Origin of the sequence: Vibrio alfacsensis (genome assembly GCF_019670485.1) — a bacterium.
GTDB lineage: Bacteria > Pseudomonadota > Gammaproteobacteria > Enterobacterales > Vibrionaceae > Vibrio > Vibrio alfacsensis.
The window spans coordinates 686,395-705,740 of record NZ_AP024166.1 but is presented as its reverse complement, the minus strand read 5'-3'; the positions used below and the strand labels follow the sequence as shown (position 1 = coordinate 705,740).

Annotated in this window: 10 protein-coding genes and 1 pseudogene; 2 read left to right on the top strand and 9 right to left on the bottom strand. The window is 41.1% G+C overall.

Going from position 1 to position 19,346, the window contains the following annotated elements; all coding sequences use genetic code 11:
* Positions 1-208: 208 nt before the first annotated feature.
* The 7 genes and pseudogenes from VA249_RS24135 to VA249_RS17535 all read right to left on the bottom strand — a co-directional run.
* Positions 209-1,039 (bottom strand): annotated as a pseudogene (locus VA249_RS24135) (DEAD/DEAH box helicase); the annotation flags it as partial.
* Between the two features lie 16 nt (positions 1,040-1,055).
* A protein-coding gene (locus tag VA249_RS17560; protein WP_221069358.1) for an IS3 family transposase occupies positions 1,056-2,206 on the bottom strand; the annotation gives its coding sequence in 2 pieces (ribosomal slippage) (positions 1,056-1,969 and positions 1,969-2,206; 1,152 coding nt in all).
* A 443-nt stretch (positions 2,207-2,649) separates the two neighbouring features.
* On the bottom strand, positions 2,650-8,037 hold the full coding sequence (locus tag VA249_RS17555; RefSeq protein WP_221072068.1) for a sacsin N-terminal ATP-binding-like domain-containing protein: 5,388 nt from the start codon (positions 8,035-8,037) through the stop codon (positions 2,650-2,652).
* 1,055 nt (positions 8,038-9,092) lie between these two features.
* The gene (yciH, locus tag VA249_RS17550) at positions 9,093-9,404 is read right to left on the bottom strand and encodes a stress response translation initiation inhibitor YciH (protein WP_211917266.1); all 312 of its coding nucleotides are present in this window, start codon (positions 9,402-9,404) and stop codon (positions 9,093-9,095) included.
* Between the two features lie 4 nt (positions 9,405-9,408).
* Entirely contained in the window at positions 9,409-9,798 is a 390-nt protein-coding gene (locus VA249_RS17545) for a DUF3319 domain-containing protein (protein ID WP_211917268.1), read from the bottom strand.
* 139 nt (positions 9,799-9,937) lie between these two features.
* Positions 9,938-10,927, bottom strand: coding sequence for a D-alanine--D-alanine ligase (locus tag VA249_RS17540; protein WP_221072066.1), 990 nt, complete (start codon positions 10,925-10,927; stop codon positions 9,938-9,940).
* 149 nt (positions 10,928-11,076) lie between these two features.
* The gene (locus tag VA249_RS17535) at positions 11,077-11,643 is read right to left on the bottom strand and encodes an SPOR domain-containing protein (protein WP_221072064.1); all 567 of its coding nucleotides are present in this window, start codon (positions 11,641-11,643) and stop codon (positions 11,077-11,079) included.
* Positions 11,644-11,879: 236 nt separating this feature from the next.
* Between VA249_RS17535 and VA249_RS17530 the strand changes: the two genes are divergently transcribed.
* Positions 11,880-14,513 (top strand): bifunctional acetate--CoA ligase family protein/GNAT family N-acetyltransferase, encoded by a 2,634-nt coding sequence (locus VA249_RS17530; protein ID WP_221072062.1) that lies wholly within the window; start codon positions 11,880-11,882, stop codon positions 14,511-14,513.
* A gap of 185 nt (positions 14,514-14,698) precedes the next feature.
* Here the strand turns inward: VA249_RS17530 and VA249_RS17525 are convergent, their stop codons facing one another.
* A complete protein-coding gene (locus tag VA249_RS17525) occupies positions 14,699-15,586 on the bottom strand; it encodes a LysR substrate-binding domain-containing protein (protein WP_221072060.1) in 888 nt (295 codons plus the stop codon).
* A 223-nt stretch (positions 15,587-15,809) separates the two neighbouring features.
* Here VA249_RS17525 and VA249_RS17520 point away from each other — a divergent pair, with 223 nt between their 5' ends.
* Positions 15,810-17,948 carry a TonB-dependent hemoglobin/transferrin/lactoferrin family receptor gene (locus VA249_RS17520; protein WP_221072059.1) on the top strand — a complete coding sequence of 713 codons (2,139 nt, stop codon included), beginning with the start codon at positions 15,810-15,812 and terminating at the stop codon, positions 17,946-17,948.
* A 340-nt stretch (positions 17,949-18,288) separates the two neighbouring features.
* Here the strand turns inward: VA249_RS17520 and galE are convergent, their stop codons facing one another.
* On the bottom strand, positions 18,289-19,305 hold the full coding sequence (gene galE, locus VA249_RS17515) for a UDP-glucose 4-epimerase GalE (protein ID WP_221072050.1): 1,017 nt from the start codon (positions 19,303-19,305) through the stop codon (positions 18,289-18,291).
* Positions 19,306-19,346 lie beyond the last annotated feature (41 nt).

The following is a 19,346-nucleotide window of genomic DNA, read 5'->3' as shown; positions in this document are numbered from 1 at the left end:
TATTGAACATAAATACCTTAATATCGATTTAAATCATCTAGCGATTATTTAAATCGATATTAAGGTCAGAACACGGTGTTTTTAGGCGCCCAAGGGATTGAACAAAAATGGTAAACGCTGCGTCAGTTTTTAACGGCGAAGTCACTACACGCTGGGCGGATTTGCACACAGCTCAGTGTGAGGGATTTTTGTTAGCATAGGATGGAAATTACAACGAGACAACTGAGAATGCTTCAATTACTCGTTGTTTAAAGGTTCTTAGTATAATTTCATCGTACGTGTTCGGCGAATCGTGTGAATTAGGATAATGGAGTGATGACTGGCTCCACTTCAACTTATGCTCTTTCACCGCTTGTTCTTCATTGAGATCTGTTTTATTTGAACTACTGAAGCGGCAGTCTGATTCAAAGTCTTCTTTACTATTCATTTTGGCTAGCATGCACGACTCAGGAATGTCTTGCTCAACCCTTTCTGAAAAGTTAATCAGACTCTGTTCTGCAAACGTATACAACCAAGCTTATTGGTTTTTCGATTCATTTACTCGAAGAATACGCCCCAGAACCTGCCTAAAATACAATTCTGTTTTTATCGAGCTCATATGGCAACACACTTGTAAGCGCGGAATATCTGTTCCCTCACTAATCATTCCTACGCTAACAATCCACTGTGAATCATTCTGACGGTAACGTTCAATTTCAGCCAAGGGCTCTTCGTGGCGGTAAGTGACAATTGATACTGTTTGAGCATATGTTTGGGAGAGTATCTTTTTTATGGCCTGAGCATGCTGAACTGAAGCTGCGACAACCAAGCCTCCTGCATTTGGAGAATCAATTCGAATCTCTGAAAGCTTTTTGCAGCCGAGTCTAAGCAGATACTCCATAGCTTCTTGATTATGAATAACGCTTTGATACGAAGTATTGGTCTGCTTTATCATTTCTAGAATCGAAGAAAATGTCTCGACTTTCTTTTCACTAGTGATAGATAATTCTTCACTATCAACCAATACAATTTTTGGTGCTCTACAGACTTTATCTGATATCTGAATAGCCACCAAATCAGTAGACACTCTTTAACTTGATTTCATATTGCTTTTCATACTCTACTGGCGACAACTGATTATTGGAACCATGTCGGCGTTTAATGTTGTAGAACATCTCAATATATTCGAAGATGTCCATACGAGCTTCTTCTCTAGTGGTGTAGCACTTCCGCTTAATTCTTTCTCTTTTGAGTAACTGGAAAAAACTCTCGGCAACCGCATTGTCGTGACAATTACCACGGCGACTCATACTTGATTCAAGACCATGCTGTTTCAAAAAACAGTCCCAGTCGTGACTGGTATACTGGCTACCTTGATCTGAGTGGACGAGCACTTTTCCTATAGGCGAACGGCGCCAAACCGCCATTAGCAAAGCATCTAGGACAAGTTCTTTAGTTATTCTACTTTTCATTGACCAACCAATTACTCGCCGAGAGAATAGATCTACAACTACCGCCAAATACAGCCAACCTTCGTGCGTTTTGATATAGGTAATATCAGTTACCCACGATTGATTGGGCGCGATCGGGTTGAACTCTCTTGAGAGTTTGTTAGGAACAATGATGTTTTCGGCACCACCCTTGGGGCGTGGCTTTCGATAGCCTCTTTGCGACTGAATACCTTCTCGCTTCATTAGGCTATGAACTTGGTTAATTCCACAGATTTCCCCTTCATCTCGCAGGTCACTGTAGATTTTTCGATAACCATACACACAGCCTGACTCCAGCCAAAATTGCTTTATCAGTCCGAGAAGGTATTTTCGCCGCTTTTCTTGTCTACTATCTGGATTTTTTAGCCAAGAATAATAACCACTTGGGTGAATTCCAAAGACTTTACACATGCGTCGAACAGACCAGATGGTCTGATTCGCTTTAATAAAGGCATACCTCAGTCGGACTGGCTTGCGAAGTACACCGCGGCTTTTTTTAGTATGTCTCGCTCTTCTGTTACCCGCTGCAATTCCTTTTTAAGTCGACGAATTTCAGCACTTTCATCAGATTGAGCTTGGTATTGTGAAGAGTTGGGGCCGTAGCGTTTAACCCACGCATACAAACTATGGCTCGTTGTTCCTAGTCGCGCAGCAACATCAGCCACGCTATGACCTTTTTCAGTTACTTGTTTGACTGCTTCAATTTTAAATTCTTCTGGATATCTTTTGCTGCTCATAAGCACCTCTCTATTAGTCATTTTGTCTAACTAAAAGGTGTCTATCAAGTCGGTGGCTATTCATTATTCAGGATCCTAGGGTCATCTGGTGATACAGATGGTTCACTCTTATCGTGGTGAACAACGCTTCATACGACTTCAGGTCGCACGGACATTTCCGAGTTACGATTCTTAGCACACTCTAGCCTTTCTGATTACTTTTCATCTTGCAACCATGGTGCTAGCTAAACTCCCTCATCAGCTACAACTGGACGCTTTTGCGAAATCAGGTGGGTACTTCCAACAACGCAGTTAACAAGGAACAGGGCTATGTATACAAGTACCGAAATAAGCAGTTTCAAAATTTATAATTGATTCATAAACATTACTAAACACTTATCTTGGCGTAAAAAATAGACAAACTTCAGTTTGTCTATTTTTTAAGGTAATGCATTGGTCTAGTACTATCTGATCAAAGGCAAAATTTCGACACAATCACCAACTAACTCTTGATTCCAAGCATTTGGAAGGAAGTATGACTTCACTTTATTGAACGGATTACCCAAATCTAGAAATGTAGCTTGGGATGTATTTTGTCCAACAACTACAATTAAAGACCATGTAGGGTCAATTAGCGCTAGTTCAACTTGAGTTCTACTTAACTTCACACCTCGCTCTCCCCAACCAGCAGGAAGAGTTTTTACTTCAATTTTTCTGACAGCAGCATCATTCACATCAATCTCTAGCAAATCATACCCGGGGTTGTTTTTCGGCGCTTTTACTATTTTATGGCCCGAAGGTAAGCTCTTCTCGATAGCATTCAACACATTGTTCTCTCCATCATCACCTAGAAGTGTTGTTTGATTACCTGTGAATGCTGTCCCCATACCACTTTTCCTGTTGTGACTTACATAGTCTCGATGTCCAACATCTAGTTTACGTATCTCTAATTTCTCAGCTGGACTTCGTGATTTAGAACGAGAAGCACTTGGCGCATTGTAAGTTAAGTCGCCCAAATTACCCTTTTCTATTTGCTCACTAGATGTTCGCACCTTAGATGAGTCTTGCGTTTTCCCTTGGTTGCTAGAAATACCAGATTTAACGGTTCTCTCTTTGTGCTCACTTTTATAAAGATGGGCATCTAACCTTCGAGTTTGCTCCCATGGGTCTTGAACTTCGTCCTTTATTTTTGAGGGTTTTAGCCCAACATCTCCAATTTCACCGACATTGTTATTAACGCCTACAGGAATCGTACGCGGCTCATCTGATACGGCACTATCTTCCGTGTGATAATCCTCTTCATCTAAATCTGCTTCAATCAAATCTACAACATCAGACTCGACAGTAGCGAAGTCATGAGAAAATACTCGTTGATTGAACTTCGTTTCATTAGGGAGCTCAGGTATTCCCTTCTCCTCCCCTAGATATTCGTTTGCTTCTTCTTCAGACTCGATATCCTTTACCAAAGTCGCAATCATGATGGATGATTCAGTGTTTAGAGAAAACTCGTTACTTACATAACTAGCCAAAGCTTCACAAAGTACCCTCGTTGAGCCAAGGACAACATACAATTCACCGTCTCTATTAAACACTTTCTGTCTGTTTGTATCATAGATCCATTGAAGACCGATGTTGCAAGATAAAGTGAGAGATTTACACATGGTAATTCGGTCTGGTATCAATCGATCTTTATAGCTCTGTTCAACTTCGCTACGTGGTGATTTTAAGTTATGAAAGGCTAACCTTCGTACTGCATTTTCAAACCAATTCGTTTTCAACTTCCTACTAAATTTTGCAATATCATCTGGAACCTGTCTCGGCGATAGAAACTCAGTCTCGTCATTCTTAATACTCATCTCAGAGTCATACTTGATAGACTTAGCGTTCGTTTTCGCTGCTAACTTCGTAAATTCACCGACACAAACTCGAAGGTATTCATTCTTAGAGCTAGCTGAAACAAGATCATCTCCCTCATCTAAAAAGACTTTGGAACTTATGCAAAGTTTGCCATTCGTTGTCAAAAGAGGCACTTCATCCCATTTGTTTATCACTTGTAAATGTTCTTTTTGTAGCAAAGAAAGGGCAGATTTAGCTACGAGAACCTGATCAGAATTTAACACCCGATCTAGCCCTAAATTTAACGTTAAGTAATCGATAAGAAACTCTTTGCTCGGTCCAGTCCTGACCCCTAATTTTTCAAGCCCTTTTGTTACATCAGTTTGATCGTGTTTCAAGACTCCAAGAAAATCTTCGACAGAATGTAAGCCAGGTAAGCCAGATACTCTCCTAAAGAATACGTTTTTGGGTTGAACCCATTCCCTATTAATCAGTATTTTTTCTGGCTTATCTTCATACCTGAGTTCCTTTTCCCTTCCGCACACAGCATAAAAACGTGTCGATGCATTAAACAAAAACCGTTCGTTACTGTGGTTAATTGGCGTCCCAATTAGTTTCTGATAATTCCTAATTTGATCTCTTGTCTGGGCAAAAGTTTCCAAACCTAAGAACTTGTAGAGAGAGCTTAAAGAGTCTCGACCAGATGTCCTTTCTTTTTGATTTTCATGCTCAATTTTTGGTGCAAGAAGATTAAAGCTCGGGCACAGTTTGTATTTGTGTGTTTGCAGCGTGATTGACTTAGGACTACCTAATTGCAAATCAGCATTTTCTTTTCCATCAACGACATTTTTACCCTGTACACATGGGATCCATGGAATCCCTGAGAAATCTTTGTGAACAGTCGCGCATTGTTTAGCTGCATTTTCAAACTCAGGAAGGTGGCGCTTAATAAAGCTTACTAGATTAAAGGCCTCTTCCACGTCCCTCCTTTGTGAGATGTATATCGCACCTTGATGTAGAGCTTTAATAGAAACCGTCTTTTGTGCCCCACACAACTCAAGTAACTTATTCCAATTCTCATTCTGGAATGGGCGTAACTTTTTTGCAGTCGCTTTAATCGATTCAGGTAGTGTCCCGAAGAAGTTTGGAGCGTAAACCTCAGTTGCTCTTAGAAAAGAACCATTCGCGGCAGGTACAAAACTAGCGGATGTTAGTAATTTTATGACGTTTGGATCGTTTCGAACGGATTCAAGTTCGTTACACAGCCATTCCAAAAGTCGGATCTTTGACTCAATATCACTAGACCCATTCAAATGCTTCACAACAACATTTTCGATGTAGTCAGAAAACGACATCGAAGAAACATCCAGTTTTTCGAATACATCAAAGAACTTTTGCTCCCCAGAATGTACAAGGTCATATAGGTCACTAATCTGCGCTAACGACTTATCGACTTTAAACCCACCAGGTAGATATAAACTCGCTTTTCTCCCGTTAATGCTTGTTAGAGAACCATTCTGCGTTAATGCTAAGGGGATATGATTTTTGATTTTATGTATCAGAGATTTATAATCACTATGGGATTTATTCGCCCTGCCAATTGACTTCAAGACAAAATGTCTAAAGTCCTGATCTTCCAAAGATAGCCTGACCGACTGATTCATGTTAGCAATCTCAACCAAAATCACTTCGTTAGTAATAATACTTAGAGGGCTTACACTAGGTCCTAAAAGGTCGTGTAATCTTTGATAACTTTGCACCCAGTGTTTATCGAAGAGACAGACACCAAGCATTTCATAATATTCCCTATTTTCCGATTTTAACTCAAGATAAGTACTTTTCCCCACAGACCTCAACTCATTAAGCGTAGTTGGTTTAGATGCACTATTTTTATAAACTGGAAGCGACACCAAAAGTCGTCTAACCCTGTCGGTTTGCCTCTCTGATTCACCAGATCTGCGTATTAACTCAACCAGCTCATCGAACCAATCTAAATCAACAAGCACTAATGACATCATTTGTGATAAGATCTTTAGCTTGTTTTCTAACGTTGGACTTAACCACGTTATAGGCATTTCTCTTAGATCAAGGTCATAAATGCTTTGGTCAACAAACTTAGATTTGTCATTTTTGAAAAGTGATAGGTCGTGCCCAGTAGAAAACAATGAGAGATCTTGAATTCTATGTAATTTTCCATCGAGGCAATACTGTAACGGGAGGCCATCAACACCTGATACCCCTAACGTCCCTAGCAACGAATATTTAAGAACATGAGAAACACTTTGTTTACTAGCGAAAAAAAGATCAGAAAGTAAGTACTCTTCCTGAGGGAAAATTAAATCTCGGGATCTTTCTAAAACTGCATCAATCAAAACATCAGGCGTGAACTCTGAAATAATTCCACCAAATGCTCTCAAATTTGATATAACGAAACTAGGCGGCTCTGGGAAGATTAATTTTAGTTCATTCTGAACTATTTTTTTGAGCTCTTTGGTGGGAGCCGCAACTTTACCCTGACGCGAACAATAGAAGTGTTCAATAGAGGGCTTAGCCCAATAGTAACTATCTTTATGCCAAACTTTCAAACATTCAGCTTTCGCCATTCGTGTGTAAAAGCCTTTCTGTATATATGATGTAATTTCATCTGAATCTTTTGAAAAATTCGGCCAAAACTCATAGTAATCAGTCTCTGAAAGGTTGTGTTTATACTCAAGCAATAATTCTGCCCACGCTTTGCCTATTGCGTGTTCAGCTAACATGAGATTCCATTTTACCAAAGGCGTTTGATCGTCATTCCCCGCTTTCAATACTATTGAAGTTCGTTTATCATCAAGTTCAAACCACCCTTGCATGTGAGCTTTGCTTTTGGTTCTAATACCTAATGGTAAGAAGGTAAAGAACTGCCCCATATCATCGTTCTTAGGAATCTGTTGACCTATAGGTATAGCTACTCCAGCCCAAGGTAAAACTTTTCTGAAGTTTGGTCCCAACCCCAAAAACTTTAGAGCCTGTTTTAGAAGTAAACTATCTGTTCCTTTGAATAGCCCATTGACTACAGCCCATTTATAGTTAACAGACTCCGTACGCGACGCACTACGATCAAAATAATTGCACTGAAATTCATGTTCGTAGGTCACAGTTGGAAGATCAATATTATTCGATAGCCAAGATTGACAAATCTCTTGGGGAGACATCGTTGTTGGTATAGTTTTGTTAAGCTTTTGCTTTACTGATTTAATCTCTTCTATGTTTTTAGTTTCGATTTTCAATAGTTCTTGCGTCTTTCCATTCTCATGAACTATGCACAAAATTAACGTGTGGACATTCCTTAGAAAAAGTAAATTATCTGAGCTTTTTCTCCATTCATCACACCAATTGTAGAAGCGCTGCTCGGTGAAAATTTGACGTGATATCTCGCTAGTTTTCGCTGTTTCGGAAGTCCTCAAAGGTAAGCGAAAAACTGTTCGGCCAACAGTATCTTCCTCACCAGGTAAAAGAAAAGTCCGCAACCATGGCTCTAAACGTTCATAGGTACTACTGTTTACCTCATCATGCTTCCAGGTTGCAACTTCGTCATCTAGTTCCTTACAAACGGCCGATTTATGTGCATCGAACCATTTAGAAGTACCATGCCTCATACCACCAGAAATTAAGCTAGGATGATCGCTGATACTAAAACTAGATGTAAAACCTTGTCCAAACCTACCAGTGGATTGAGCTTTGTCGACCTTACCACCATCCATAATCTGATCAATTGCCTTGAAGTCCTGATCATTGAAAAGCGCGTCATTCGAAATGACTAGAGCAGGTCCAGTAGCAATATTTAGCGCTTGTTGTTTAAAGGAGCCATGGTTTCTGAGATCAAGTGCGACTGTGAGTCGCGAAGCTTTCGCATCATCTGCATTTTGTAAAAACTCTTTGAGTAAGGAGTCCGCATTGTACTTTTCGATCATTTGCCGAATTTGCTTCGTAACAGATGAGCGATAACTACTTGTAGAAGAAACTTCGAATTCCATTGTATAACACCTTAATTAACAGATTTAATAGCACTTTATGCGGTATTAATTTTGGCGCATATAATAACGTTGAAGTGAACCGGTGTGAACTCAATTCTATGCAAGACGATCTAAACAAAAATAGGAAACAAAGAAGTTGGAACCCCACAATCTAACTATCGAAACAGGACTTATAGGCTCCAAATCGAGAATGGTACTAATGACCTCTTACCCTATCTATCTCATGGTTGTAGTGCCATTGTTGTGGCATAGTATATTCGCAGCCTTTGACGCAACTCTTAGATTGAAGCTAAGTACATAGGAATTTTGCTCACATTTCTACTAAAAACTCCACGAAACCACCCATTAGCCATCCGCTGTCAATTGGGTATAAAAAATCCTGCCGCTTAGTAGTGTCAAATTATAGGGTCAGGTCTTGCCTTTTGCCCCCATGCATCAGTTGTACTTATGCAATTATGATGCGAGAGCAGTTTTGGCTCTGTCGAACTCAGGTCATATATTGGGGCAAAACCGAGCTAGAGTAAATTTGTTAGATCTGATTGCATCTTATCTTTGTTAGATAAATGGCGGATCACTTCCTGACTAATCCTCTATATCTAGTGACTAAAAGGACTAAGAGGACTCATAGCCAAAATATTCAGCTCCATGCATGAACAAACAACCATTCATAGATTTGGCTTTTATGAACAATATTAGATAGCGAGATTTATAATTATCAAACTATTTTTTATTAAGGTAAGTAATTGATTTAAGAGTGCTGTATAAGATAGGTGTACAAGTAAGAGATCCAAAAAACTTTACCATAAAATAGCTAATATCGATCTATCAATCTGCGATTGCTTGATCTTCCATTAGCCAATGTCTATTCAGAGATTGGCTTGTGCGTTTATAAATATGGCTCTTTAAGTTATCTCGGTTCGTTTTTTTGCTTTGTAGTCACAAATGCACTTTTTTCTATGTCGCACTCAGTTCATCAACTCGCGTGAAGAAAAGATTAAGACGTAAAAAAGCGCCAAACTATGGCGCTCTTATAAACGTTGGTCATCTTGCTTGGTTTAACCGCCGGCAAGTTTTACCGTCATTCCTTTTTTCTCTAAGTGTGCTTTGATCTTGTCACGAGCATCACCTTGAATCTCGATAGTGCCATCTTTAACTGAACCACCACAACCACAAACTTTCTTAAGCTCGGCGGCCAGTAATTTTAAAGGCGCATCATCAAGATCTAATCCAGTGACAATACAAACCCCTTTACCTTTACGGCCTTTGGTTTGGCGTTGGATTCGGACAATGCCGTCGCCTTTAGGACGTTCGACTTTCTCTTCTTCTGGTTTGATTCGACCAGTTTCTGTTGAATATACGAGTGTCATAGATTTACTTCTTTTGCTGCTGTGCTTGAGCTTGCATCGCTTTTTGCTTTGCAATCAAATAAGCTTCGATATGGCGTTGAATAGCAGTTTTCCCACCTTTTATCAACTTGCCATTGAACATGCAGTACCAAGCGTTTGGTTCGCCAGTATCGTTCTTTATCGTGTAGCCATTAAAAACTTCAGACAGTGGATTTGCGGCACTTTGCTTTCGTTGCCCTAAAGATGAAAACTCTTTTGGATCAATAATCGATGCCGTGTCACACCACCAATCTATACTCTTTTTTACCGCCGCTAAACTACCTTGTAAAACGTGGTTTTTGATTTTAACTCTCCAAACGCTGCCGTCGGAACCGCTAGATTGGAGGTTATAGCCTCTATAATTAGAAATTGCCATACCACTGAACTTTCTTTCAATACGTTGTTTAAATAATAATCGTAGCTAAGCATTATTCAAATCGCGCATTCGATGTAAGCGAAAGAATAATGCTCAGTTGAGTTTATATTTACCACAAAATGTATGAAGCTAACGTTAGCTAGATTGCACTCTTAATACAACTTTCCAAGAACTCATGGAATTTGTGGCCATTGTTTTGAAGCATCTTAGGAAACATCGAGATTGGCGTCATTCCTGGGAATGTGTTCACCTCATTTAAATAGATTTCACCATCTTCAGTCAGGAAGAAATCAATTCGTGAAAGATGACGCAGATTCATCTGAGTAAATACAGTTTTTGATGCGTTCAAAATTGCTTGAGATTGAGCCTCAGTGAGGTCTTTTGCTTCAACTTCCGTTAATGAATGGCTTGAACTACTGTATTTTTCATCGTATGAGTAAAATGCTCCGTCTGGCGCGATGACTTCACCAGGCTTGGTAATGTGAAGTTGGCCATCCATTTCATAGGCTGCGACTTCTAGTTCACGTGGTTTTACTGCTTTTTCTACAAGCACTTGCTCTGAATAACCAAATGCATCGTTCACCGCACGAGAAATATCGCTCTTTTCAGTTACACTGTAACACCCAACGGATGAACCTTGTCTTGCCGCTTTGATGAACACTTTACCCCATTTATCAAATGCTGCTAATGCTTGTTGATGTGATTGGTCATCATTACGAGTTAAGAAGAGATATGGTGTATTGGGAATACCGATTGCATCATACCAAAGCTTAGAGGTGATTTTGTTGAAACTATTACTGCTTGCTTCAGGCCCACAGCCTAGGTAAGGAATACCTGCAATCTCAAACATCGATTGGATATCACCAGTCTCACCAGGAAAACCGTGAATGCACGGTACGATGAAATCAATCGTCAGATTTAAGTTGTCAGAGCACAATTGCTTGGAGTTTAAATCTAGGTAAACCAATTCACCTTGGTTAGTCACCCAACCTTCATTTTTGATTTCGACGCGTGTAACATTGATATTCTCAATGAGGTTTAATTGCTGCTCTACAAAGTTCGCTGATAGCAGTGAGATCTCGTGTTCTGATGAGCCGCCGCCACAAAGTAGAAGAATATTTTTAATCATGAATCAATCTTTCCGTGATTTCCAAAAGATACTGTTCAGTATGATAAACTTTTGCGTGATAACGTACAGTAATTTTACTGTTAGAAACACTGTTCGGGTAGGAAGTGAACAAAAAATAAGGGAGCCATTTCAGCTCCCTTTTTTGAATTCTAATTCAGTTTGTTAAGTGTTGGATACGCTGAATTTTTAATGGCATCGATGCTCTTCACAAATGGCTTGAGCTGTTGGAATTGCTCTGGTAAACGCATGATTGCCTGTTTTGCTTCTGCGCTCGTAGCGTAGTCTCCATAAAGAACAGAGAACCATTTAGTCCCATTAACAATTTTGTAGTTTTCCCAAATTGGTTGGTCATTTTGTGGCAACTGACGTGCAAATTGGTCAACTTTTGCTTGGCTACCCACGGCAACAACTTGGATTGTATAACCAAAACGTTGGACTGCTGCTTGCTGTTCGCTTGGTGGCACAATCTGTACTGGTTTTGCTTGCTCTTTTGGAGGCTGTACCGCTGCATTACTTTGTTCAGGCTTTGGCGTCGTCTCAACATAAGTTGGCTTGACGTCTTCTTCTACTACATTATCGGTCGACATGACTGGTTTTGAGATGGCTTGAGATTGGTAATCTTCTCGGTAGCTTTCTGTGCTAACGTCTGTGATGTAAGTTTCCGATGCACAAGCCGAAAGCAGTACCGTTAAACCAATGATTGAGATTTTTTTCATGAAGTAACAAAAGCTCTGAGTAAATATTACAATAAATCATGCCGATAGCCGGCTATTTTATCAAGCACCAAAGACAATAATCTTCAATTTTGATGTGATGAGTGGCACAAACTCCACATGGTTGGTTTAGATTTGCGCAATTGTCTGAGCCAACCATATTTAAAGAGCAACATATTCCGTTATCATGGCGTAAACGACAGTCCAAAAAATGAGCATTTCGTCGGCAAGGAGTCACTATGAATAAACTGCAAAAACTGTTCAAACCTAACTCTGTTGCCGTTATTGGCGCCTCACCTAAAGCGCTCCGTGCCGGTCATATCGTCATGCGGAATTTACTTCAATCCGGGTTTGGTGGCGCGATTATGCCAGTGACACCAAAATATAAAACCGTATCTGGCGTTATCGCCTATCCGAGCATTGATGCTCTGCCCTACACGCCTGATATTGCGATTCTCTGTACAAATGTTTCTCGAAATCAACAATTACTAAAAGAGTTAGATGAAAGAGGCACTGAATTTGCAATCGTAATATCCGATGATGTTGAGCATCTTGATCTCTCTTCCCTATCAATTCGTGTTTTGGGGCCTAATAGTTTAGGCATTATTTTACCGTGGCAACAATTCAATTGCTCTTTTTCTCCTGTGGCGGCTAAACCAGGCAAAATTGCGTTCGTTTCACAATCCTCTTCTGTATGTACAACGGTTCTCGATTGGGCTAACGATAAAAATATCGGATTTTCTGCTTTTATCTCTATTGGACAAGGGCAAGATATTGATTTCGCCGAACTGCTTGATTACTTGAGCATGGATGGAAAAACAGAATCAATCTTGTTGTATGTTGAATCGATAAAAGACGCACGTAGATTTATGTCTGCTGCTCGTGCTGCATCTCGTAATCGCCGGATTTTAGTATTAAAAGCGGGTCGCTCGCCTGAAGCTCAAGTACTTGGAAGCCCAGAGATAGATACGCTTGATATCATCTATGATTCCGCCATTCGTCGAACTGGCATGTTAAGAGTAAAAAATACTCATGAACTGTTTGCCGCCGTTGAAACACTCACTCACTCTGTCCCACTTCGGGGAGAGCGTCTTGCCATTGTGACAAATGGTGGCGGACCTGCTCTCATGGCGATAGACGCTCTACTAGAACGAGGCGGAAAGTTGGCTGTTTTGGATGACGAAGCGATTGAACAATTAAAAGCAGCCCTACCAGCTAATTGGCAAGGTGTAAATCCGATTGACTTAGGCGGAGATGCAACAAAAGAACGCTATGTTCGAGCCATTACCACCTTGATGAATAATGACTGTGCGGATGCCATTTTGATTATGCATAGTCCATCAGCAGTATCCGATTCAACGGACACTGCAAACGCCGTGATTGAAGCCATCAAAGCTCATCCGAGACACAAGCATTTTAACATTCTGAGTAATTGGTCTGGTGAACAAACATCGCGGGATGCTCGACTCGCGTTTACTCTGTCTGGTATACCAACTTATCGAACCCCTGAAAGCGCTGCGGTTGCCTACATGCACTTAGTTGAGTACCGGAGAAACCAAAAGCAATTAATGCAGACTCCAACCACGGCAGAACCGCTTCATACCGCAAGTGTTGATAGCGCTAAAAATTGGATTAAAGAACAATTACTGGATAAAAAAACAGTGTCGTTAGATACCCATCAAAATAGTCCGTTATTTGAACAGTTTGGCTTTAATATCCTCCCTACTTGGATTGCTTCAGAAGTATCCGAAGTTGTTCATATGGCTGAAAACATTGGTTATCCTGTCGCTGTTAAATTGCGTTCACCTGACATTCCACATAAATCGGATGTTCATGGTGTTGCGCTTAACCTACGCAATAGCCAAGAGGTCTCGAGTGCCGCTCAAGCCATTCTTGATACGGCGAAGCTAAGCTACCCCCAGGCCAATTTGCAAGGCCTACTCGTTCAAGGTATGGCTAAGCTAGGCAGTGCCGAAGAACTGCGAGTTAGTATTAAAGTCGACAAGGTGTTTGGCCCAGTCATACTAATAGGACAAGGCGGTTCCGATTGGAATATCATGCAAGATGCCGTTGCGGCATTACCGCCTTTAAACATGGCACTTGCACGTTATTTGATTGTGATTGCACTTAAGTCTGGAAAGATCCGTCTACAAAGAAACAAAGAGACGTTTAATATTGATGAGTTTTCTAAGTTTCTTGTACGTATTTCACAAATGGCGGTAGAGTTACCAGAAATACAGAGACTGGATATCCATCCAGTGCTTGTGTCAGGCAGTGATTTAAGTATTGTCGATGCAGATATTACCTTGTCTGAGTATGATGGTGATGCACAACAGCGCCTTGCGATACGTCCATTTCCGGCAGAGTTTGTTGAAACGGTTACCTTACGTGATGGCCAGCCTATTCTACTGCGACCGATTCTCCCAGAAGATGAGCCTATTCACGCTCAATTTATCAATAGCGTATCAAAAGAAGATCTGTATAACCGATTTTTTTCGGATGTTGGCGAGTTTAATCATGAAGCCTTGGCCAACTTAACACAGATTGATTATGACCGCGAAATGGCATTTGTTGCGGTGGCCTTTGATGATAATGGCCCATCCATTATTGGTGTTTCGCGTGCATTAATTACTCCGGATAACAGCGACGCGGAATTTGCGATATTGGTTCGTTCGGATCTAAAAGGTAAAGGCCTGGGTAAAGTTCTGATGCAAAAAATCATCAGCTACTGCAAAATTAAAGGTACTGCGCAGATGTCCGGGATGACGATGCCAACGAATCGGGGGATGCTGTCATTAGCTCAAAGTTTGGGTTTTGAACTGGATGTACAATTTAGTGACGGGACCGCAGATATGGTGTTACCACTGAATTAAACGTCATCGCCCTGCCTCTTATGAACGAATATTGGCAAGCGAGCTGAAGTTGATAAGTTGATAGTTTCCTATCTTTTAAGTCTTTGAATGCTCAGCAATGGACGCCTTAGAAGCGTCCATTGGTTTAGCTTGGCGCGTGCTTTTAGCTTATGGCGTGGCTAATGCGTGTTGAGAAAGTGACGCCGTCACTTTAGTGCCCAGTTTTTCTTTAAATACTGTACACACCAAGATTTCGCCTCACCCATGGTGTTTCTTCGCCAAGCCATAATAATATCCAATGAATGCTCTTCTGTACCATCAATTCGCTTTAATTCTCCCCGCTCAATGAATTCCTGTGCCACTTGGCTAGGTAAAGTGCCAATACCAAGGCCTGATACCAGCGCTTCGACCTTTGCATGGAAGTTCGTTACAGTAAGCCTCGGCTGTTTTTGAGTGATGTTCATGGTGAGTGCAGGTTGTTCCCTCGCAGTATCAGCGATAGCGATCACACGGTATTTCTCTCGTGCCGCTTCATCGAACTCACCGTTGCGTTTGTGAACATAATGATTGTTGGCCGCAACCCAAATCATGGACATTTTTCCAATTCGTTCTGCTTTTACATCCTGCGGTAACGCATCTAAAGCAGGACAAATGAGTAAATCTGCACGTCCACTATTTAGCGACTCCCAACTCCCCGCTAGGATTTCTTCTTGTAATCGAACCCGCGTTGTACTGACGTCTGATAAGGCTTCTACCATAGGAAAGAAGTTATTAATTGGAATGATGCCATCAAACGCAACGGTAAGATCTAGCTCCCAGCCATTAGCAAGCAATGTCGCATCGGCGACCAGTTTTTCACTTGCTTGCAATATGGCTCTACCGCGTTCAAGAATGAGTTTTCCTGCTTTTGTAAAATGCGCCTTGTGCCCTGAACGATCGAAAATCATGATATCCAGATCTTGCTCGAGCTTTTGAATTTGATAGCTAAGAGAAGATGGGGCTCTATCTAACTCATTGGCGGCGGAGGCAAAACTGCCCCGTCGATCAATCGCATCTAAGATATGAAGTGCTTCTAAAGTAATCGGGCTCTGCATGTAACCCCCTCCATGCTGTGATGTATGTCACGATACAAAATTTTTGTGAACATATGAAAAAATCATTAAAAACAATATAACAGATTGATAAATAAAGACTACCACATCATTTAGGTTACATTGCCAATGATAATTTGAGTGATAATGATAGCAATTATCATTCAACTAAATTAAACTCACCGCGTTTGTGTTTACCTACCATGGATCTAAGGTATTGAAATCAATGTATAATAAATCCGTATTAACCACTTCTATTTTGTTAGCCATCTCACAAGGCGCATACGCAGAGGAACATTCCACGTTTAACGAAGTGGTCGTCTCTGCCACTCGTACTAATCAAACAATGGATACTGTTGCTGCATCTGTTGCTGTTATCTCAGAAAAAGACCTTGAAGATAACATGGCTAAAGATCTTAATGATGTATTTGAATACACACCCGGCGTGACAGTTAATGGTACTCAACGACAAGGTGTTCAGAGTATCAATATTCGAGGCATGGAAGGAAAACGCGTCAAGATTCTCGTGGACGGCGCTTCCCAACCTGGTGTTTTTGACGGTGGTCCCTACTCTTTCATTAATTCAAGTGCCGTTACGGTAGATCCTGACATGCTAAAAAGTGTTGAGATCGTAAAAGGTGCTGCATCCAGTCTTCACGGAAGCGATGCTATCGGCGGTGTCGTAGCATTTGAAACCAAAGACCCTAGCGACTTTTTGAAAGACGGTAAAGACTTTGGCGGCCAAGCAAAACTTTCCTACTCTTCTGAAGACAATTCTTTTAGTGAACATATTGCTGTCGCAAAGCGCTTTGACAGTCTAGAAGCGCTTGTAGCGTATACCCGCCGTGATGGCTCTGAACTGCAAAACTTTTCAAAAGCACCGTACGACAACTATTCGGTTGAGTCACAAGATTATTACAAGAACGACCTTTTGATTAAACTGCAATCCCAGTTAAATGAGGATCACCGCCTAGAGTTCCTGGGTGAAGTCATTTATAACCAAACTGATTCAGACATAGCGAGTACATCATACAAAAACTTTAATGCTGAAGATTCAACCAAGCAAAATCGTCTTGGTCTTAAACACATTTGGTTTGCGGATCAGGTTTTTGCCGACAGCATCTCGTCTAATTTAACGTGGACGAGTAAAGAAGAAAATGGGGTAACTCATCGATTCAAAGAAGCAAGCCCAGGTTTCCCTCCTTATGTTCCGCCTAGTGGTGATAACCAACAGAAGAAAGACTACGAATATACTGAAGATAAAATCGAATTTGAAACTCAGCTTGATAAAGAGATTCAAAATCATTACTTAGTCTATGGTCTGTCTTACAAACACAGTGACATCAGCAATACGAATCGCGAGTTTAACTCAGATCCTAGTACGCCAGATAGAGTTTACGTATACACACCAGACGCAAATGAAGAAAGCTTTGGGCTATTCTTGCAAGACGAGATAGCCTTGCTTGACGATAAGCTAATTTTGACTCCGGGGATTCGTTACGATTACTTCTCTACTGATCCATCAGATACATCTGACGAAGCATTTGAAAAGTTCAGTGATTCCGCTTTTACTGGTCGACTAGGGGCGACGTATAAGCTGTCTCAACCTGGTACAATATTTGCTCAAGTTAGCCAAGGTTTTCGTGCGCCATCATTTGATGAACTTTACTATACCTATGATAACCCGGGACACGGTTACACTAACCGACCTAACCCAGACTTGGAGTCTGAGAAGAGTTTATCGTATGAGTTAGGTTACCGCCATAATACGGCAGTATCTGCAACGGAAGTGGCGTTCTACTACAGTGATTACACGGATTTTATTGAGCAAACGTCTTCGGATAATGGTGGTTTAACAGAATACACATTCATCAACATTAGCGAAGCAACAATTAAAGGTGTTGAGCTTTCCAATAGCCTAGATTTGCATGCTATTGCTAGTTTGCCTAAAGGTATGACTACGCGCCTAGCGGCAGCATATACTGAAGGTGAAGATGGCGATGGTAACCCACTAAACAGTGTTAATCCTTGGAATGCCGTTGCCGCTGTCAACTACGACTCACCAAATGATCTGTGGGGAACGAGCCTAAAAGTAAACTACACGGCGAAGAAGTCGAGCAGCGACATTAATTCGGATAGTGATAACGGCGGTATCAAGGATCAAGCAGCATTGCCATCGGCAACCGTTGTTGATTTAACGGCGTATTACAAACCAATGAAAGATTTGACCGTTCGTGCAGGTGTGATGAACGTAACCAACGAAGAATACCATTTGTGGAACGATGTTCGTGGTGAGACTGAGCTAAGCCGAGATAAAACGCAGGCAGAGCGCAACTACAACATTAGTGTCAAATACGAATTTTAAGTGTTACAAATACTAAAAAGCCAGCTTAATGCTGGCTTTTTTTGTGCGCTTTCATTTCAAAAATGTTAAGAAAAGTATGGAAAATGAAAGTTTATTGTTTTGCCATCTCTTTTTTCACCATAACTGCTGCTGCAACGATGAAAGCGATGATTAAACCAAGCTCCATGAACGACCCCAATAGCTGAAAGTAAATTTACGACTCGAATTATAAGTCGCCTGTAGTCTAGCAGTTCTATTGATAGACGCTACCTTTTAACCAGAACTTTACTTATTTTTCCGATTTAGATCAAAAAAGGCGCTAATACGCGCCTTTTGTAATGATTTTGTAAAACCTAAAGTTTTAAGCGTTTGGATAGCCTTGAGGGTTATTTGACTGCCAGCGCCAAGTATCACTTGTCATTTCTTCCAGCGTACGTGTCGCTTTCCACTCCAGCTCATTCATCGCTTTCGATGGATCCGCCCAACATTCAGCGATATCACCAGGGCGACGTTCCACCAGCTGATAAGGCACAGGTTGGCCGCATGCTTGCTCAAACGCTTTAACCATTTCTAATACGCTGTAGCCGTTACCAGTCCCTAGATTGAAGATGTGTAGACCTGTTTTCGTTCCAACTTTGTCTAGTGCGGCAACATGACCATCAGATAAATCCATGACATGAATGTAATCACGTACACCAGTTCCATCTTTGGTTGCATAATCACTGCCGAACACCGATAAAAACTCACGACGTCCCACCGCAACTTGAGAGATAAATGGCATCAAGTTATTTGGAATACCTTGCGGGTCTTCACCTAATTCACCCGTTGGATGTGAACCTACAGGGTTAAAATAGCGAAGTAATGTAATACTCCAGTCAGGATTTGCTTTTTGGAAATCCGTTAGACACTCTTCCACCATAAGTTTACTGCGACCATAAGGATTGGTTGCACTCGTCGGAAAATCCTCAGTAATTGGCACTGACGCGGGATCGCCATAAACGGTTGCTGAAGAACTAAATACCATTGATTTAACCCCAGCCTCTCGCATAGCATCGACTAATACAAGCGTACCGTTTACGTTATTATCATAGTATTCAAGAGGCTTAGCGACTGACTCTCCTACCGCTTTTAGACCAGCAAAGTGGATAACAGCGTCAATGCCGTGTGTTTTCATCGCTTCAACGAGTGCCGCTTTATCACGAATGTCTGCCTGAATAAACTCTGGCTTGGTGCCACACACTTTTTTTATACGTTCTAGGACGGTCGGTTTACTGTTATACAGGTTATCTAAAATCACTGGCGTCATTCCAGCTTCAATCATTTGAATGCATGTATGGCTGCCGATATAGCCCATACCACCTGTAACAAGTACTTTCATTTATTTATTCCTTTTGATCGAATCAAAATAGTGTATCGGTT